Origin of the sequence: Curtobacterium sp. P97 (assembly GCF_023712445.1) — a bacterium.
Classification (GTDB): domain Bacteria; phylum Actinomycetota; class Actinomycetes; order Actinomycetales; family Microbacteriaceae; genus Curtobacterium.
This window is the reverse complement of sequence record NZ_JAMAYF010000006.1, coordinates 135,127-150,198: the sequence shown is the minus strand read 5'-3', so window position 1 is coordinate 150,198 and position 15,072 is coordinate 135,127. Positions and strand designations below refer to the sequence as shown.

Here is a 15,072-nt window from a genome sequence, read left to right as displayed (position 1 = left end):
AGGGTCAGTCGTGGAACGTCTCGATGGACGCGCCGAGCGAATTGAGACGTTCCTGCAGCTGCTCGTAGCCGCGGGCGATGATGCCGACGTTGCGCAGGACGCTCTCGCCCTTCGCGGCGAGCATCGCCAGCAGGATGACGACCGCGGGCCGCAGGGCGGGCGGGCAGCTGACCTCGGCGCCGGAGAAGTGCGTCGGGCCGGTCACGTCGAGGCGGTGCGGGTCGCGCAGGGTGACGCTCGCGCCGAGGCGGGTGAGATCGAGCAGGTGGATCGCCCGGCCCTCGTACACCCAGTCGTGCACGAGCGTCGTGCCCTCGGCCATCGCCGCGATGACGACGAAGAACGGCAGGTTGTCGATGTTGAGGCCCGGGAACGGCATCGCGTGGATCTTGTCGATCGGCGCGTGCAGCTCGGACGGGTGCACCGTGATGTCGACCAGGCGCGTGCGACCGTTGGCGGCGGCGTACTCCTCGCTGACGTCGAACCGCAGGCCCATCTCGGCGAGGGTCGCGAGCTCGATCTCGAGGAACTCGATCGGCGCTCGGGTCACCGTGAGGGTGGACGCGGTGACGATCCCCGCGGTCAGGAGGCTCATCGCCTCGACCGGGTCCTCGCTCGGCCAGTAGTCCACGACCTCGTCGATACGGCTCTTCCCGGTGATGCGGAGCGTCGTCGAACCGATGCCCTCGACCTGCACGCCGAGCAGTTCGAGGAAGAAGCAGAGGTCCTGCACCATGTAGTTGGGGCTGGCGTTGCGGATCGTGGTGACGCCGTCGCGGGCGGCCGCGGCGAGGATCGCGTTCTCCGTGACGGTGTCACCGCGCTCGGTCAGCACGACCGACTTCGTCGGCACCTCGGTGTTCGCCACGTCGACCTCGTACCAGCCGGAGGTCGCCTCGACGTCGACGCCGAACGGCCGCAGGGCGATGAGGTGCGGTTCGACCGTGCGGGTGCCGAGGTCGCAGCCGCCGGCGTAGGGCAGACGGAACGAGCCGTAGCGACCGCTGAGCGGGCCGAGGAACATGAGCACGCTCCGGGTGCGCCGGGCGGCGTCGGCGTCGATCGCGTCCAGTCGCAGGTCCGACGGGGCGACGATCTCGAGGACCTCGCCGTCCTCCGACCACGTGACGGTGGCCCCGAGGCTGCGGAGCACGTCGATGATGCGGTCGACCTCGACGATGCGGGCCACCTTGTGCAGCCGGGTGACCCCGCGGTTGAGCAGCGACGCGCAGAGCAGTGCGACGGCGGCGTTCTTGCTCGAGTTCACGGCGATGGAGCCGCTGAGCTTCCGACCGCCCTGCACCCGGAGGTGGGCGCGCTGCGGGGCGCCGCCGATCGAGACGATCTGCTGGTCGAGCGCGTCGCTGATGCGCGTGAGCATCTCGAGCGACAGGTTCTGTCCGCCCTGCTCGATGCGGTTGATCGCGCTCTGGCTCGTGCCGACGCGTTCGGCGAGCTGGGTCTGGGTCATGCTGCGGCCCTTGCGGGCGCCCCGGATGAGGGCGCCGACCTCGCGCAGCGGAGCGGCAGGCGCGGTGCCGGTCGGCTCGGCGGGCGTGACGACGGTGGTGGTGTCGGACATGGTCGCCACGGTAACACGCTCATGAGATAAAACAGGGGACATCGCCCGGCGATCATCCAGGATCGGATCGGGAATAACTCGTCCATGAGAGTTCAGGCCGGCAACCAGCCGCGGTCTTCGCCGCTCCACCGCCACATCGTCGAGGGGCCGAGCGCGGGTCGGGGGTCGCGCAGCCAGACCGTCGTGTCGGGGGTCCACCCGGCGATGACGCTCGCCGGGGTGCCGTCAGCCGAGTGCAGGACGCCCTCTGCCGAGTCCAGGGTGCCGTCGGCCGAGTCCGCGGTGCCGTCGGCCGAGTCCGCGTCGACCGGGATCGCGGTTCCGGAGGCGCGCAGCCACCCCCGCAGGGTCAGGTGCACCGCGTCGTACCGCTCGGCGATCGCGGCCCAGTCCGGCACCACCCAGGCGCCGTCGCGACCGGTCGCCCGGTACCAGTCGTGGCGACGGGTCGTGGCCGTGACGTCGATCGGTGCCGCACGGCAGAGTGCGGCCCAGTCCTCGGCGTCGTCGACCACCACGATGCGCGCGGACGGATCGACCGCTGCAGGGGCGACCGCCGCGCGCTCCCACCCGGTGTGGTCCTCGACCGCCCACAACCCGAGTGGCCCGCGGCCGTCGCGTTCGGTGGTGGTGTCGAGGAGCCCGCTGGGAGGGGTCGTCCACCACGTCCCGCTGATCGGCGCGGTGACCGGGTCGCCCAGGCCGTGGGAGCGTTCGTCCAGCAGCTCGCGCCGCCACTCGGCGAGCACTGCTGCGGCAGGGCGAACGGCGCCGCCGTACCCGGACGTGTCCGGGATGACGGCCCACTGTCGCGGAGCCGGAGCCGGAGCCGGAGCCGTGGCCGGAGCCGTGGCCGTGGCCGTGGCGAACAGTGCCTGCACGCCGGGGGCAGCCGCCACCGCCGTGGCGATCCGCTCGTGCAGCGACCGCGGGACGACGGTCTGGAGCAGGACGTCCTCGGCGTCCGGCTCCTGCCACCACATCGCCGACTCCGCCGCGCGTCCGAGGGCCGCGAGCACCTGGTCGAGCGTGGCCGACGCGGGGTCGGCAGCGTCGAACAGGGCCTCGACGGCGGTGACCACGTCGTCGTCCGACGGAGCCGGACGCGGCTCGGACGCTCCGGGTCCGGACAGCGAGATGCCGTCACCGCGGCGGACTGAGATCCAGTAGGACGCCCAGAAGAGCGTGTCGTCGTCCGGCTGGTCGCCGACGGTGCCGAGCACGACCTCCCAGCAGAGGCGCCGCCCCCGCGGCCCGGCGAGCAGGTCCTCGACGATGGTCACCACGCCAGGCTAACGGGGGTGCCACGGTCGCCGATAGCGACCGGTGCACACCCACGGACGGGTCTGCATCCCGCCCCACGGACGGCGGCGGGACGATCGAGAACCAGGACGGGCCATGATCGTCGTCACACGACTCAACGGCAGCGCATTCGCTGTCAACCCCGACCTCGTGGAGCGCATCCAGGAGACGCCGGACACGACGCTCATCATGGTCGACGGCGCCAAGTACATCGTGCGCGAGTCCATGGCCGACGTCATCGGCCTCGTCGCCGCCTACCGCGCGCGGATCGTCGGCATGGCCTACGGCACCGACACCGTGGTGGACGCGACCGGACCGCAGCCGACCCTCGCGCCCGTCGCGCCGCTCGTCACCAGCGGACGACGCGACGCCGTCCGGACCCAGGACGGGAGGCGCTGACCGTGGACATCGCAACGATCGTCGGCATCCTGCTCGCCTTCGGCGCCCTGTTCGGGATGGCGCAGATGGAGCACGTCGAGATGGCGGGACTCTTCCTGCCCGCGCCGATGCTCCTCGTCTTCGTCGCCACCATCGGCTGCGGCGTCGCGAGCACCACCATGAAGGACGCCCTCGCTGCGTTCAAGACGGTCCCGAAGGCGTTCACCGGCAAGGTCACCCCGCCGCAGACGGTCATCGACGACGTGGTCGGGCTGGCCGAGACGGCCCGCGCCAACGGCCTGCTCGCGCTCGAGCAGGAGGCCGACAAGCACGACGACCCGTTCATGAAGAAGGCCCTGCAGAACATCGCGGACGGCACCGACGGCGACGAGCTCCGGATCCTGCTCGAGGACGAGATCGAGTCGAACGCCGCACCGATGCGGAGCGCCAGCGCGTTCTTCATGGGCCTGGGCGGCTTCGCCCCGACCGTCGGCATCATCGGCACCGTCGTGTCCCTGACCCACGTGCTGGCGAACCTCGGCAAGCCCGACGAGCTCGGCCCGCTCATCGCGAGCGCGTTCGTCGCGACGCTCTGGGGCCTGCTCACCGCGAACTTCCTCTGGCTGCCCTTCGGCGGCAAGCTCCGGAAGCTCGCGCAGCTCGAGGCCGACCGGCAGACCCTGCTGATGGAGGGCCTGCTCGCCGTGCAGGCCGGCAGCCAACCCCGACTGCTCGGTGAGCGCCTCACCGCGATGGTCCCGCCCGCAGCGCGCGGTGCCGGCGGCAAGGACGGGAAGACCGCGAAGGCCACCGCCGACGACCAGCAGCTGGCGGCCTGACCGTGAGCGCGAACCCCCGCGGGCGCGGGCGCGGCCGGAAGAAGGGCGGCCACGACGAGGCCGAGCACCCGGACGAGCGCTGGATGGCGTCGTACATGGACATGATCACGGTGCTCATGTGCATGTTCCTCGTGCTCTTCGCCATGTCGTCGGTCGACCAGGAGAAGTACATCGCGCTGAAGAACTCGCTCGCGACGGGGTTCGGCGAGGTGAAGTCCGGCAAGGTCGACACCGCCTCGGGCACGATCGTGTCGAAGTCCCAGGTGACGAAGGACGGCAAGGGGTACGCGACGGACAAATCAGACGCCGACCACTCGACCGCCGCGTCCGGCGCCGACGACACGAACGTCGACCCGGCGTCGACCGCCGTGCCTCCGGTCGCCTCGAAGGCCGACCTCGCGGCGGCACAGCGGGAACTCGACGACCTCAAGGCGATCGAGGCGGCCATCCAGGGGAACCTCGAGCAGGCGGGGGAGTCGTCGAAGGTGCAGTTCGCCGTCGACGACCGCGGCCTGACGGTCCGGCTCGTCGGGAGCGAGACCTACTTCGCGACGAACAGCGCCGACCTGTCCGACCAGGCCCGCCGCATCATGGACGCGATCGCGCCGGTCCTGAAGACCAGCGGACACGACGTCAGCGTCGAGGGCCACGCCGACCAGCGGAACTCGACCGCCCCGTACGCGACGAACTGGGAGCTCAGCGCCGCACGCGCGACCGGGGTGCTCCGCGACCTGGTCGAACGGGGCGGGATGCCGGCGGACCACGTGCAGAGCGTCGGCTTCGGGTCGAGCCGCCCGCTCGCGAAGGGCGCGAGCGACGCGGACAACACCCTCAACCGCCGGGTCGACATCGTCGTGCTCTCGAACCAGGACCAGGACGTCAGCGAGCTGATGCCCGCCCTCGCCACGGCGCAGGACGGAGCGCGACAGGGGTAGACCCCGGCGGGCAGGGCCCGCACCACAGCGCGGACCGGACCGCAGGACGAGCGCCGACGAGCGGCCACGGGTCGCCCCGACGCCGGGTCCGCCGCCGCCCCAGAACGGGGCACAGCGCTGACGCCTGCCCGTCGCCGGTCGACAGACGCACCCGTGACCGAGACCCTGCCCGCGCCCGAGGTGTACGACTTCGCGCGCCCGTCGACGCTCGCCCGCGAGCACGCACGGGTGCTCGAGCTCGCCTTCGAGACGTTCGCGCGGCAGTGGGGGACGCAGCTCACCGCGAAGGTGCGTGCCGTCAGCCAGGTGACCTGCGAGCAGGTCTCGATGACGACGTACGACGAGTACGCCGCGTCGCTGCCCGCCCTCACCGGCATGGTGCTGCTGCCGATCGCCGACACCGCGCCGAAGGGCGTGCTGCAGGTCCCGCTCGACGCGGCCCTGACGTGGGTGTCGCACGCGCTCGGCGCGTCGAAGCCGCTGCCGACACCGGAGCGCACCTTCACGCCGATCGAGCAGGCGCTGGTGCGGAAGATCGTCGAGGACGCCCTCGACGACCTCCGCTACTCGTTCGGCGGGCTCCTCGCGCACGAGGTCACCACCGGTGGCTTCCAGTTCAACAGCCAGTTCGCCCAGGCCGCGCAGAAGGGCGACCTGATGATCGTCGCCGCGTTCTCGATCCGGGTCGGCGACCGCGTCGCCCCCGGCACGCTCGCCCTGCCGGCGGAGGCCGTGCTGCCGCAACTCGGCGAGGACACCACGAGCGTCTCGGCCGCCGACGCCCGCGCCCTGCTCGACGCCCAGCTCGCGAACGTCCCGGTCGGCGTCAGCCTGCACTTCGCGCCCGCCGCCGTGCTGCCCACGCAGGTGCTCCGGCTGGCCGTCGGCGACGTCCTGCCGCTGCCGCACCCGCAGCACCGCCCCCTGACCATCGCGGTCGACGGCGAACCCGTCGGCACCGCCGCCGTCGGCGCCAACGGCTCGCGCCTGGCCGGCATCGTCGTCACCACCACCGATCCGGAGCAGCACGCATGAGCGCCACCACCACCCTCCACGCCACCGCGGCCGAGTCGCTCGCGGCGCAGCTCCCGACGGCGGCACCCCTGACCGCCGTGCCCCTGCCGGGAGGCGCGACCCCGGTCGTCCTCGAGGCCGCCGTCGACGGTGTGGTCGCGTCCTTCGTCGGCGGACTCTCCGCGGACCTCGCGCTGGTCCTCACCGACCTCGGCGCGGTCGTCGCCGCGGGCGGCGCCGACGCCGGCCTGGTCGACGTCACCGACGTGCTCCGCCCGTCGCTCGAGGCCGCTGCCTCCGTGCTCGGCGTCGGTGTGCTCGGTGACGCCCGTCGCGAGTCGGCAGCCTCGCTGTTCGCCGACCCGGAGACGGTCGTCTTCGAGCTCACCGCGGGCGGGGTCCCCGGCGGCTGGTTCGCGCTGCGCGTCCGTGAGAACGGCACGGTCTCGGCACCGCTCGCCGCCGGCGCCGTCCCCGCCGGGAACCTCGGTCGCATCAACAACGTCGAGATGACGCTGACCGTCGAGATCGGTCGGACCCGGATGTCGGTGCGCGACGTGCTCGGCATGGAGCCGGGCGCCGTGGTCGAGCTCGACCGCAGCGCCGGAGCACCCGCTGACGTGCTGCTCAACGGCCGGTTGATCGCCCACGGCGAGGTCGTCGTCGTCGACCAGGACTACGCCGTCCGCATCACCAGGATCCTCGACGTCGCCGAAGCGGTCTGACCCGTGGACACCCTCTGGATGGCGCTCCGGGTCGCCGTGTCGCTCAGCGTCGTGCTCGCGCTGATGTGGGTGCTGCACCGCCGTGCGACGAAGGGCGGTCTCGGAGCCGCGGTGAAGGCCCGGGGACGCCGTTCCGCCGCGGTCGAGGTCGTCGGTCGCCAGGGCATCGGCGGCAAGGCGAGCGTCGTCGTCGTCGACGTCGAGGGGGAGCGTCTCGTGCTCGGTGTGTCCGAGCAGAGCGTCTCGCTGCTCCGGAGTGGTCCGACCCCCGCGCCGGAGCTCACCGTCGTCGCCGGGCCGGTCGCACTGCCGACCGCCCCGCGCGCCGTCGTGTCAGCACCCGAGTCCGCCGAGCCGACCTCCGCCGGGCCGACGTCCGCCGAGCCGACCACGGTGGCGGCCCCGTCCGCCGACGCGTTCCGTGCGGAACTCGAGCGACAGGACCACGCCGCCACGGGCCTCCCGGCCGACGCCGCGCCCGTGCTCCCGATGCGTCCCCGCGGTCCCGCGCGTCGTCCGGCCCGGACCGTCGTGCCGACCGCGCAGCAGCTCCAGGGCTCCGTGCTCTCCGCGGACACGTGGCGGCAGGCCGCCGCCGCGCTCCGAGGCCGGCGGGCCGGGTGACGGCCGCGCTCCGGACCGGCCGCACCGCCACCCTCGTCGTCCTGGGACTGGCGACGGTCGCCGGTCTCGTCCTCCTGACCACCACCGGCGCGCACGCCGTCGGCGTCACCGGGCCGACCGCGCCGGCGGCCCCGACCCCACCCGCGAGCGGTGACTTCAGCGTCAGCGTGAACGGGCCCGACGGCGCGCCGTCCTCGGCGATCGTCACGCTCCTCGGCATCACGCTGCTCAGCGTCGCACCGGCCCTGCTGCTCATGATGACGTCGTTCACGAAGATCTTCGTGGTGCTCGCCATGACCCGGAACGCCCTCGGGCTGCAGGGGATCCCGCCGAACCAGGTCATCGCCGGGCTCGCGCTCTTCCTGTCCCTGTTCGTGATGGCCCCGGTGCTCGGGCACATCAACGACGACGCCCTGCAGCCCTACCTCGCCGGCCACATCGACTTCGCGAAGGCGGTCGAGGTGGGCACGAAGCCACTGCGGACGTTCATGCTGCACCAGACGCGCGAGGAGGACGTCGCGCTCATCACGCGCGCCGCCGGCCAGGCGAACCCGACGGACCTCGACGCCGTGCCCATGACGACCGTGATCCCGGCGTTCGTCATCTCGGAGCTGCGGAGCGCCTTCATCATCGGCTTCGTCATCTTCATCCCGTTCCTGGTCATCGACCTCGTCGTCTCCGCCGCGCTCATGTCGATGGGCATGATGATGCTGCCGCCGGTGATGATCTCGCTGCCCTTCAAGATCCTGCTGTTCGTCCTCGTCGACGGCTGGGGGCTCATCATCACGTCCCTCATCGAGAGCTACCAGGTGGTGCGCTGATGAACCAGCAGGCGGTCATCGACCTGACCCTCCAGGCACTCCTGGTGGCCGGCAAGCTCGCGGCCCCCGTGCTCGTGACCTCGCTCGTGGTCGGCTTCGCGATCTCGCTCTTCCAGTCGGTGACGCAGATCCAGGAGGTCACGCTCTCGTTCGTGCCGAAGGCGGTCGCCGTCGCGATCGCGCTCGTCGTCTGCGGCAACTGGATGATCGCCGAGATGGTCGCGTTCACCCACGTCGCGTTCGACATGATCCCGAAGCTCCTCGGGACGTAGCCGTGGACCTCGCCATCGACGCCGACCGGCTCGAAGCCACCATGCTCGCCGGGGTCCGGCTCGTCGCCTTCCTCGTGATCGCGCCGCCGTTCGCCTACAAGGCGTTCCCCGGCACGGTGAAGGTGATCCTCGGGCTCGGTCTGGCGATCGGTGTCGCACCGCGGGTCGGCCTCGGGTACACCGCGCTCGACACCGGTGGGTTCCTGCTCGCCCTGCTCACCCAGCTGGTCGTCGGGCTGGGCCTCGGCTTCCTCGTGTACCTCGTGTTCGCCGCGGTGCAGTCCGCCGGCGGTCTCATCGACCTGTTCGGCGGCTTCACCCTCGCCCAGGCGTACGACCCGCAGTCCCAGGTCAACGGCGCGCAGTTCACCCGGCTGTTCCAGATGGCGTCGCTCGCGCTGCTCTTCGCCAGCGGCGGGTACCAGCTCATCGTCGCGGGGCTCGTGCGGTCGTTCGACGCGGTGCCGCTCGTCACGGCCGACGGTTCGCCGGGCACCTTCGCCGTCGGCGGCTTCGCCTCGGTGCTCGTCGCGGCGGCCGGGCAGATGTTCCTCGCCGCACTGCAGATCGCGGGGCCGCTCGTCGTCGTCCTGTTCCTGGCCGACGTCGGCCTCGGGCTGCTCACGCGCGTCGCCCCGGCGCTCAACGCGTTCCAGATGGGCTTCCCGATCAAGATCGGGCTGACCGTCGTGTTCGCCGGTGCGCTCTTCATGGCGCTGCCGGCCGTCGTGTCGTCCCTGACCGGCGACGCCGTCGCCGCGATCACCGGGCGGGGGTGAGGCGACGTGTCCGACGGAGGGAGCGGCGAACGCTCCGAGAAGGCCACCCAGAAGCGGATGCAGGAGGTGCACCGCAAGGGGCAGCTCGGCCGCTCGCAGGACCTCGGCGCCTGGGTCGGCATCGCGACGGCCGCGCTGGTCATGCCCGCCGCGATCGGCAACGCCGCGGGTGCGGGGGAGCAGCAGCTCCACGCCGTGCAGCGCGTCATCGCGGACCCGACCGTCCCCGCGGTCCGGCAGGCACTGTCCGAGGCGCTCGGCTCCGTGGCCGGCACCGTCGGCCCGATGCTCGCCGTCGTCGCGGTCGCCGTCGCGGCGGTCTCCGTCGCGCAGGGCGGCGTGCACTTCCGGCGGATGGCCCCGCAGCCGGACCACTTCGACCCGGTCGCCGGGTTCAAGCGGGTCTTCGGCGTCCAGGCGCTCTGGAACGGCGTGAAGGCACTGCTGAAGACCGCCGTCGTCGGGCTCGTCCTGTGGTTCGCCGTGCAGTCGCTCGTCCCCGTCCTCATGACGAGCGGTTCGCTGCCGCTGTCGTCCGTGCTCGACGCGGCGGAGGAGGGCACCGGGACCCTGCTCCGCGCCGCCGTCGCCGCGGGTCTGGTGCTCGCCGCGGTCGACGTGCTGGTCGTCGTGCGCCGCAACCGCAAGCGCACGATGATGACCAAGCAGGAGGTCAAGGACGAGTCGAAGCGCACCGACGGCGACCCGCTCGTGAAGGGCCAGCGCCGGTCCCGACAGCTCGCGATGAGCCGGAACCGGATGATCGCCGCGGTCGGGGACGCCGACGTCGTCATGACCAACCCCACGCACTACGCGGTCGCGCTCCGCTACGAGCCCGGGAAGTCCGCACCCCGTGTCGTCGCGAAGGGTGCCGGGCCGGTCGCCGACGTCATCCGGTCGACCGCCGAGGAGTCGCGCGTGCCGATCGTCCGCGACGTCCCGCTCACCCGGGCGCTGCACGCGGCGTGCGAGCTCGGGCAGGAGGTCCCGGTCGACCTCTACACGCCGGTCGCCCGGGTGCTCTCGTTCGTCATGGCGCTCAAGGCCCGCGGCGCCGCCGCCGGGACGCACGCCGCGCCGACGCCGACCACGGCCGACGAGGTCGCGACCGTCCTCGACCCCACCACGCTCACCGGCGACGCCCGACCACGGCGCCTCCGCACTCGTCCGTCCACCACCGAAGGGGCACCCGCATGAACCGCAAGGACCTGCCCAAGCTCGCCGTCCCGGTCTTCATCGTCGGCATCGTCCTGCTGCTGATCCTGCCGGTGCCGTCGTTCCTGCTCGACGTGCTCATCATCCTGAACATCCTGCTGGCGCTGGTGATCCTGCTCACGACGCTGTTCGTGAAGAAGCCGCTCGACTTCTCGGTGTTCCCGTCGCTGCTCCTCGTCGCGACGCTGTTCCGCCTCGGCCTCAACGTCGCCTCGACGCGACTGGTGCTCGGCGAGGGCTTCGCGGGCGACGTCATCCAGGCCTTCGGGCACGTCGCGGTGTCCGGCTCGATCATCATCGGCGCCGTCGTCTTCCTCATCCTCGTCGTCATCCAGTTCGTCGTCGTGACGAAGGGTGCCGAGCGCGTCGCCGAGGTCGGCGCCCGCTTCACCCTCGACGCGATGCCCGGCAAGCAGATGGCGATCGACGCCGACCTGAACGCCGGACTCATCACCGATGCCGAGGCGAAGGAACGCCGTGCGGCGGTCTCCGCCGAGGCCGACTTCTACGGGGCGATGGACGGCGCGTCGAAGTTCGTCAAGGGCGACGCGATCGCCGGCATCCTGATCCTCGTCATCAACATGCTCGGTGGCGTCGCGATCGGCATGCTGCAGAACGGGCTCTCCGTCACCGACGCGCTGTCGAAGTACGGCATCCTGACCATCGGCGACGGCCTGGTCTCGCAGATCCCCGCACTGCTCATGGCCGTGTCGACCGGCATGATCGTGACCCGGTCGGGTGCGGAGACCGAGATCGGCGCGTCGGCGACGACGCAGCTGACGCAGTCGCGGAACGCGCTGGTGATCGCCGGGGTCGCTGCGATCGCGATGGGGTTCATCCCCGGCATGCCCATCGTGCCGTTCCTGCTCATCGGCGCCGGGCTGCTGTTCGCCGGCTGGCGGCTCTCGCGGCAGGCGGCGCAGCAGGCGGCAGCGGCCGAGCAGCAGCAGGCACTCGAGGCCGCGGCCCCCTCGGCGGACAGCCCCGAGGACCTGCTCGAGCAGATGCGTGTCCACGCCCTCGAGATCCTGCTCGCACCGGACCTGGTCGACATGGTGTCCGGGTCGTCCGACGACCTGCTCGGTCGCGTGCGCGCGCTCCGTCGGAAGATCGCCGTCGACATGGGCATCGTCGTGCCGCCCGTCCGCACCCGGGACAGCATCGAGCTGCCCCCGTCGACCTACGCGATCCGCATCGCCGGGGTCGAGGCCGGTCGCGGGACCGCCCCGTCCCGCAGCGTGCTCGCACTCGGCGACCAGCTCGACGGGCTCCCGGGCACCACGACGGTCGAGCCGGTGTTCGGTCTGGCCGGCAAGTGGGTCCCCGCCGAGCTCCGGCACGCGGCCGAGATGACCGGCGCGACCGTCATCGACCGGGTCTCCGTGCTCGTCACGCACCTGCAGGCCGTGATCGGCGACAACGCGGCCCGGCTGCTCACCCGCGAGGACGTCAAGGTGCTCACCGAGGGTGTCAAGCAGGTGAACCCCGCGGCGGTCGAGGAGCTCGTGCCCGGCATGCTGTCCCTGGCCGAGGTGCAGCGCGTGCTCCAGGGCCTGCTCGCCGAGCGCGTGCCGATCAACGACCTCGGCCGCATCTGCGAGGCGCTGACGCTCCGCGCGAAGGTGTCGACCGATCCCGAGGGCCTGGTCGAGGCCGCCCGCGCAGCCCTCGGCCCCGCCCTGCCCGCCCGCCACGCCGAGGCCGGCACGCTCCGCGTCATCATGATCGACCCGTTGCTCGAGCAGTCGATGCTCGAGGGGCTCCGCCCGTCCGAGCAGGGCACCCAGATCGTGCTCGACGCCCACCGCATCGAGCAGGTCCTCGGGTCCCTGCGCGACGCCGTGCGCAGCGTCGAGGAGCAGGGCCTGTCCGCCGTGCTCGTCTGCGCCCCGCAGCTCCGACCGGCCGTGCACCGCATGGTGTCCGCGCAGGCGAACGGCCTGCCCGTGCTGTCCTACCAGGAGGCCACCGCCGCGGGCTCCACCATCGAGACCGTGGGAGTGGTCCGTGCCGCCGACCCGATCGCTGCGTAGCGGCCCGACGCTCGAGGCGGTCCGCGACGCCCTCCGCACCGAGTTCGGTGCGGGCGCCCGGATCGTCTCGGCCGAACGCGTGTCCACGCCCGGGATCGGTGGGCTCTTCCGCCGCACGCACGTCGAGGCCGTCGTCGAGGTGCCGGACCCGCTCGACCCGCCGACCGCCCGGGTGGCGATCGCCGACGGCCCGGCCACCCGCATCGGGATCGCCGCGCTCCTCGCCGACGCCGAGGCCGCCGAGGCCCGCATCGCCGCCGGCGACGGCACCGCGTCGACGCGGGCGGATGCGTTCGCCTCGGTGCTCGACGGCTTCGCGGCCGACGGGATCGCCGCGGGCGCCCCGCGCCCGGGCCGCCCCGGGACGGACGTGGGTCGGGTCGACCCGGCCGTGCCGCGCCTCCAGGACGGCCCGTCGCCGGCCGTACCGGGCACGGACGAGGACCACGGTCGGCCGGGAGGCCCCCTGCCGGTCGTGGGACCGGCTCCCGTCGTCCCGCTGGTCACTGCGGTGTCCGCCCCGGCGTCCGTCCGTCCGGTGCTGCCGGTCCCGGCCGTGCGGTCGGCCGACGGCGACCTCGTGCTGCTCGTCGGGCGTGCCACCGACGTCGACGCGGCGGCGGGGGTGTTCGCCGGACGGTACGCACTGCGCCCGACCGACGCGGCCGACCGTCGGGCGGGGATCCTCGCGCGCGCCGAGGGCGTGCGGAACGGCCACGCGCTGCTGGGCGTCTCCGCGTGGGACGACGCGGCGACGATCGAGGGACTCGCCGCCGACCAGGTGTGGGTCGTGGTCGACGTCGGTCGGAAGACCGAGGACGCCCGGGCCGTCGTGGCCGCGGTCGCCGGGCGGGTACCCGTCGCGGGTGTGGTGGCCATCGGTGCGGGGGAGACCGCCACGCCGGAGTCCGTCCACCAGCTGGGCCTGCCGGTGGTGTCGCTAGGCTGACGGGGTGCTGGTACTCACGCGGAAGGTCGGCGAGCGGATCCTCGTCGGTGACGACGTCGTCATCACGGTCCTCGACAGCCGCGGCGACGGCGTCCGGATCGGCATCGACGCACCGCGCGGGGTCAAGATCCAGCGCGAGGAGGTCGTGCGCGCCGTGATCGAGGCGAACGCGGAGGCGGCTGCGGCGGCCGCTGCGTCCGGTGCCGAGGGCGCCGACGACGCCGAGGCGCGACTGCGCGCTGCGCTCGGCGACCGGGGACGGGCGTCGGACCAGGGCTGAGTGCCGCGGTGGCGTCCGGTCGGGCGGTGTCCGCCCGCTCGTGCGCACGCTCGTGCGGCTCTGTGGCTGTGCGTCTGTGCGGCGGTGCGTCTGTGCGGCCGTGTGGCTGTGCGGTCAGCCCGGCAGGCCGATCGCGGTCCAGGCGGCGAGTCCGGCCCAGCACGTGCTCGTGAGCGTCCCGACGATGAACCGCTCTCGCGCCTCGGCGGAGTCGAGCTCCGAGAAGCGACCGAGGCCCTTCACCGCGACGACCGCCGCGACGATCTCGAGCCGGCCCACCAGCACCGCGCCGATCACCGCGAACCGTTCGAGGAACCCGATCGCCGCCCCGCCCCGGAGCACCTCCGGGCGTCGACGCTCGACGGCGGGTTCGTCGGCGCGCGAGACCAGGATGCCGCCGTGCCGACCCCGCTCGACGCCCTCGCGCATGGCGAAGCCGAGCACGGTCCCCGTGACGGCACTCCCGGCGAGGACGCCGACGGCGACGACCGCGGTGGTGCCGAGCACGCGGAGCGCGGTCGTCGGTGCGGCGGGTGCCAGGTCGAGGAGCTCGGCGGCGAGGACGACCGCGACGACCACGACCGCCGGCACCGCGCGGGCGAGTGGCGGGACGCGGTGCACGGCGCTGAGCGCGGCCACCGCGAGCAGCACGACCGCACCGACCAGCCAGACCGTCATGCCGGGGTGTCCGCTTCGGTGAGGAGCCGCGCGAGTGCCGCGTGCACGGCGTCGTCGGAGCGCAGGTCGGCCGCGAGCCAGCGCTTCGCCACCGCCTGCCGGGTCACGCCGAGCAGCTCGGCGGCCTCGGTGCGCGAGTGGCCGGCGCGGAGGAGGTCCGCGAGCTCCCAGCCCTCCCGCGACCGGCGGCGACGGGCCCGGACGGTCTGGGCGACGAGGGGCTCGACGTCCGCGGTACCGAGCCGGCGACCCGGGGCGACCTCGAGGGCGAGGTGCTCGGGGACGTCCTTCGCGCGGTCGACCGCGGCGCGTGCCTGCACGAAGGCGTCGCCGCGCGCGGCCCGGGTCGAGCTCGGCACCGGTTCCTCGACGTCACCGATGCCGATGCCGATGCTCCAGCCGTCCGTCCGGGCGAGGGCGAACACCACGTCGAGCAGGGTCTCCGCGTCGTCGAGCAGGAACTGGAACTCGTCGCCGGCGGTCCGCTCCGGTGGGAGCACCACGTGCCCCTCGGACGCGGTCCGGACGACGTCGATGGCCTGCTCGACCCGGTCGTCGTCCGAACGACTGCCCACCTGGTCCACCGTCACCGCGTACATCGCACCTCCGCTGTCAACCCTACAAGGTTGATTCTCCCGATATCAAC

Annotated in this window: 17 protein-coding genes; 13 read left to right on the top strand and 4 right to left on the bottom strand. The window is 72.8% G+C overall.

Annotated elements, in window-relative coordinates; translation table 11 throughout:
* Positions 1–4: 4 nt before the first annotated feature.
* Positions 5–1,582: a UDP-N-acetylglucosamine 1-carboxyvinyltransferase gene (locus M3677_RS08500; protein WP_235426588.1), complete on the bottom strand. Its 1,578-nt coding sequence runs from the start codon at positions 1,580–1,582 to the stop codon at positions 5–7.
* A 92-nt stretch (positions 1,583–1,674) separates the two neighbouring features.
* Complete coding sequence (locus M3677_RS08495) at positions 1,675–2,865, bottom strand: hypothetical protein (RefSeq protein WP_251160249.1); 1,191 nt, start codon at positions 2,863–2,865, stop codon at positions 1,675–1,677.
* 115 nt (positions 2,866–2,980) lie between these two features.
* On the opposite strand from M3677_RS08495, the gene M3677_RS08490 reads away from it, so the two are divergent.
* The 13 genes from M3677_RS08490 to csrA all read left to right on the top strand — a co-directional run bounded on the left by M3677_RS08490 (position 2,981) and on the right by csrA (position 13,748).
* Positions 2,981–3,283, top strand: a complete 303-nt coding sequence (locus M3677_RS08490) for a flagellar FlbD family protein (protein WP_251160248.1) — start codon at positions 2,981–2,983, stop codon at positions 3,281–3,283.
* 2 nt (positions 3,284–3,285) lie between these two features.
* Positions 3,286–4,101, top strand: a complete 816-nt coding sequence (locus M3677_RS08485) for a motility protein A (RefSeq protein ID WP_066654185.1) — start codon at positions 3,286–3,288, stop codon at positions 4,099–4,101.
* 2 nt (positions 4,102–4,103) lie between these two features.
* Entirely contained in the window at positions 4,104–5,036 is a 933-nt protein-coding gene (locus M3677_RS08480) for a flagellar motor protein MotB (protein ID WP_066654186.1), read from the top strand.
* A 153-nt stretch (positions 5,037–5,189) separates the two neighbouring features.
* Positions 5,190–6,071 carry a flagellar motor switch protein FliM gene (locus tag M3677_RS08475; RefSeq protein WP_251155453.1) on the top strand — a complete coding sequence of 294 codons (882 nt, stop codon included), beginning with the start codon at positions 5,190–5,192 and terminating at the stop codon, positions 6,069–6,071.
* Positions 6,068–6,775, top strand: coding sequence for a flagellar motor switch protein FliN (gene fliN, locus M3677_RS08470; RefSeq protein ID WP_066654190.1), 708 nt, complete (start codon positions 6,068–6,070; stop codon positions 6,773–6,775). Before M3677_RS08475 ends, fliN begins: the two co-directional genes overlap by 4 nt.
* A 3-nt stretch (positions 6,776–6,778) precedes the next feature.
* Complete coding sequence (locus M3677_RS08465; RefSeq protein ID WP_251160247.1) at positions 6,779–7,399, top strand: FliO/MopB family protein; 621 nt, start codon at positions 6,779–6,781, stop codon at positions 7,397–7,399.
* The gene (gene fliP / locus M3677_RS08460) at positions 7,396–8,220 is read left to right on the top strand and encodes a flagellar type III secretion system pore protein FliP (RefSeq protein WP_251160246.1); all 825 of its coding nucleotides are present in this window, start codon (positions 7,396–7,398) and stop codon (positions 8,218–8,220) included. The genes M3677_RS08465 and fliP overlap by 4 nt, the downstream gene beginning before the upstream one ends.
* Entirely contained in the window at positions 8,220–8,492 is a 273-nt protein-coding gene (locus M3677_RS08455; protein WP_066654192.1) for a flagellar biosynthetic protein FliQ, read from the top strand. The genes fliP and M3677_RS08455 overlap by 1 nt, the downstream gene beginning before the upstream one ends.
* A 2-nt stretch (positions 8,493–8,494) precedes the next feature.
* Positions 8,495–9,271, top strand: a complete 777-nt coding sequence (locus tag M3677_RS08450; protein ID WP_251155454.1) for a flagellar biosynthetic protein FliR — start codon at positions 8,495–8,497, stop codon at positions 9,269–9,271.
* A 6-nt stretch (positions 9,272–9,277) separates the two neighbouring features.
* Positions 9,278–10,468, top strand: coding sequence for a flagellar biosynthesis protein FlhB (locus tag M3677_RS08445; protein ID WP_066654196.1), 1,191 nt, complete (start codon positions 9,278–9,280; stop codon positions 10,466–10,468).
* Entirely contained in the window at positions 10,465–12,519 is a 2,055-nt protein-coding gene (locus M3677_RS08440) for a flagellar biosynthesis protein FlhA (RefSeq protein WP_066654198.1), read from the top strand. Before M3677_RS08445 ends, M3677_RS08440 begins: the two co-directional genes overlap by 4 nt.
* The gene (locus tag M3677_RS08435) at positions 12,494–13,468 is read left to right on the top strand and encodes a hypothetical protein (RefSeq protein WP_251160245.1); all 975 of its coding nucleotides are present in this window, start codon (positions 12,494–12,496) and stop codon (positions 13,466–13,468) included. Before M3677_RS08440 ends, M3677_RS08435 begins: the two co-directional genes overlap by 26 nt.
* A 4-nt stretch (positions 13,469–13,472) precedes the next feature.
* Entirely contained in the window at positions 13,473–13,748 is a 276-nt protein-coding gene (csrA, locus tag M3677_RS08430) for a carbon storage regulator CsrA (RefSeq protein ID WP_066654202.1), read from the top strand.
* A 114-nt stretch (positions 13,749–13,862) separates the two neighbouring features.
* Here the strand turns inward: csrA and M3677_RS08425 are convergent, their stop codons facing one another.
* A complete protein-coding gene (locus M3677_RS08425) occupies positions 13,863–14,426 on the bottom strand; it encodes a hypothetical protein (protein ID WP_066654204.1) in 564 nt (187 codons plus the stop codon).
* Complete coding sequence (locus M3677_RS08420; protein WP_251160244.1) at positions 14,423–15,001, bottom strand: DNA-binding protein; 579 nt, start codon at positions 14,999–15,001, stop codon at positions 14,423–14,425. The genes M3677_RS08425 and M3677_RS08420 overlap by 4 nt, the downstream gene beginning before the upstream one ends.
* Positions 15,002–15,072: the final 71 nt, after the last annotated feature.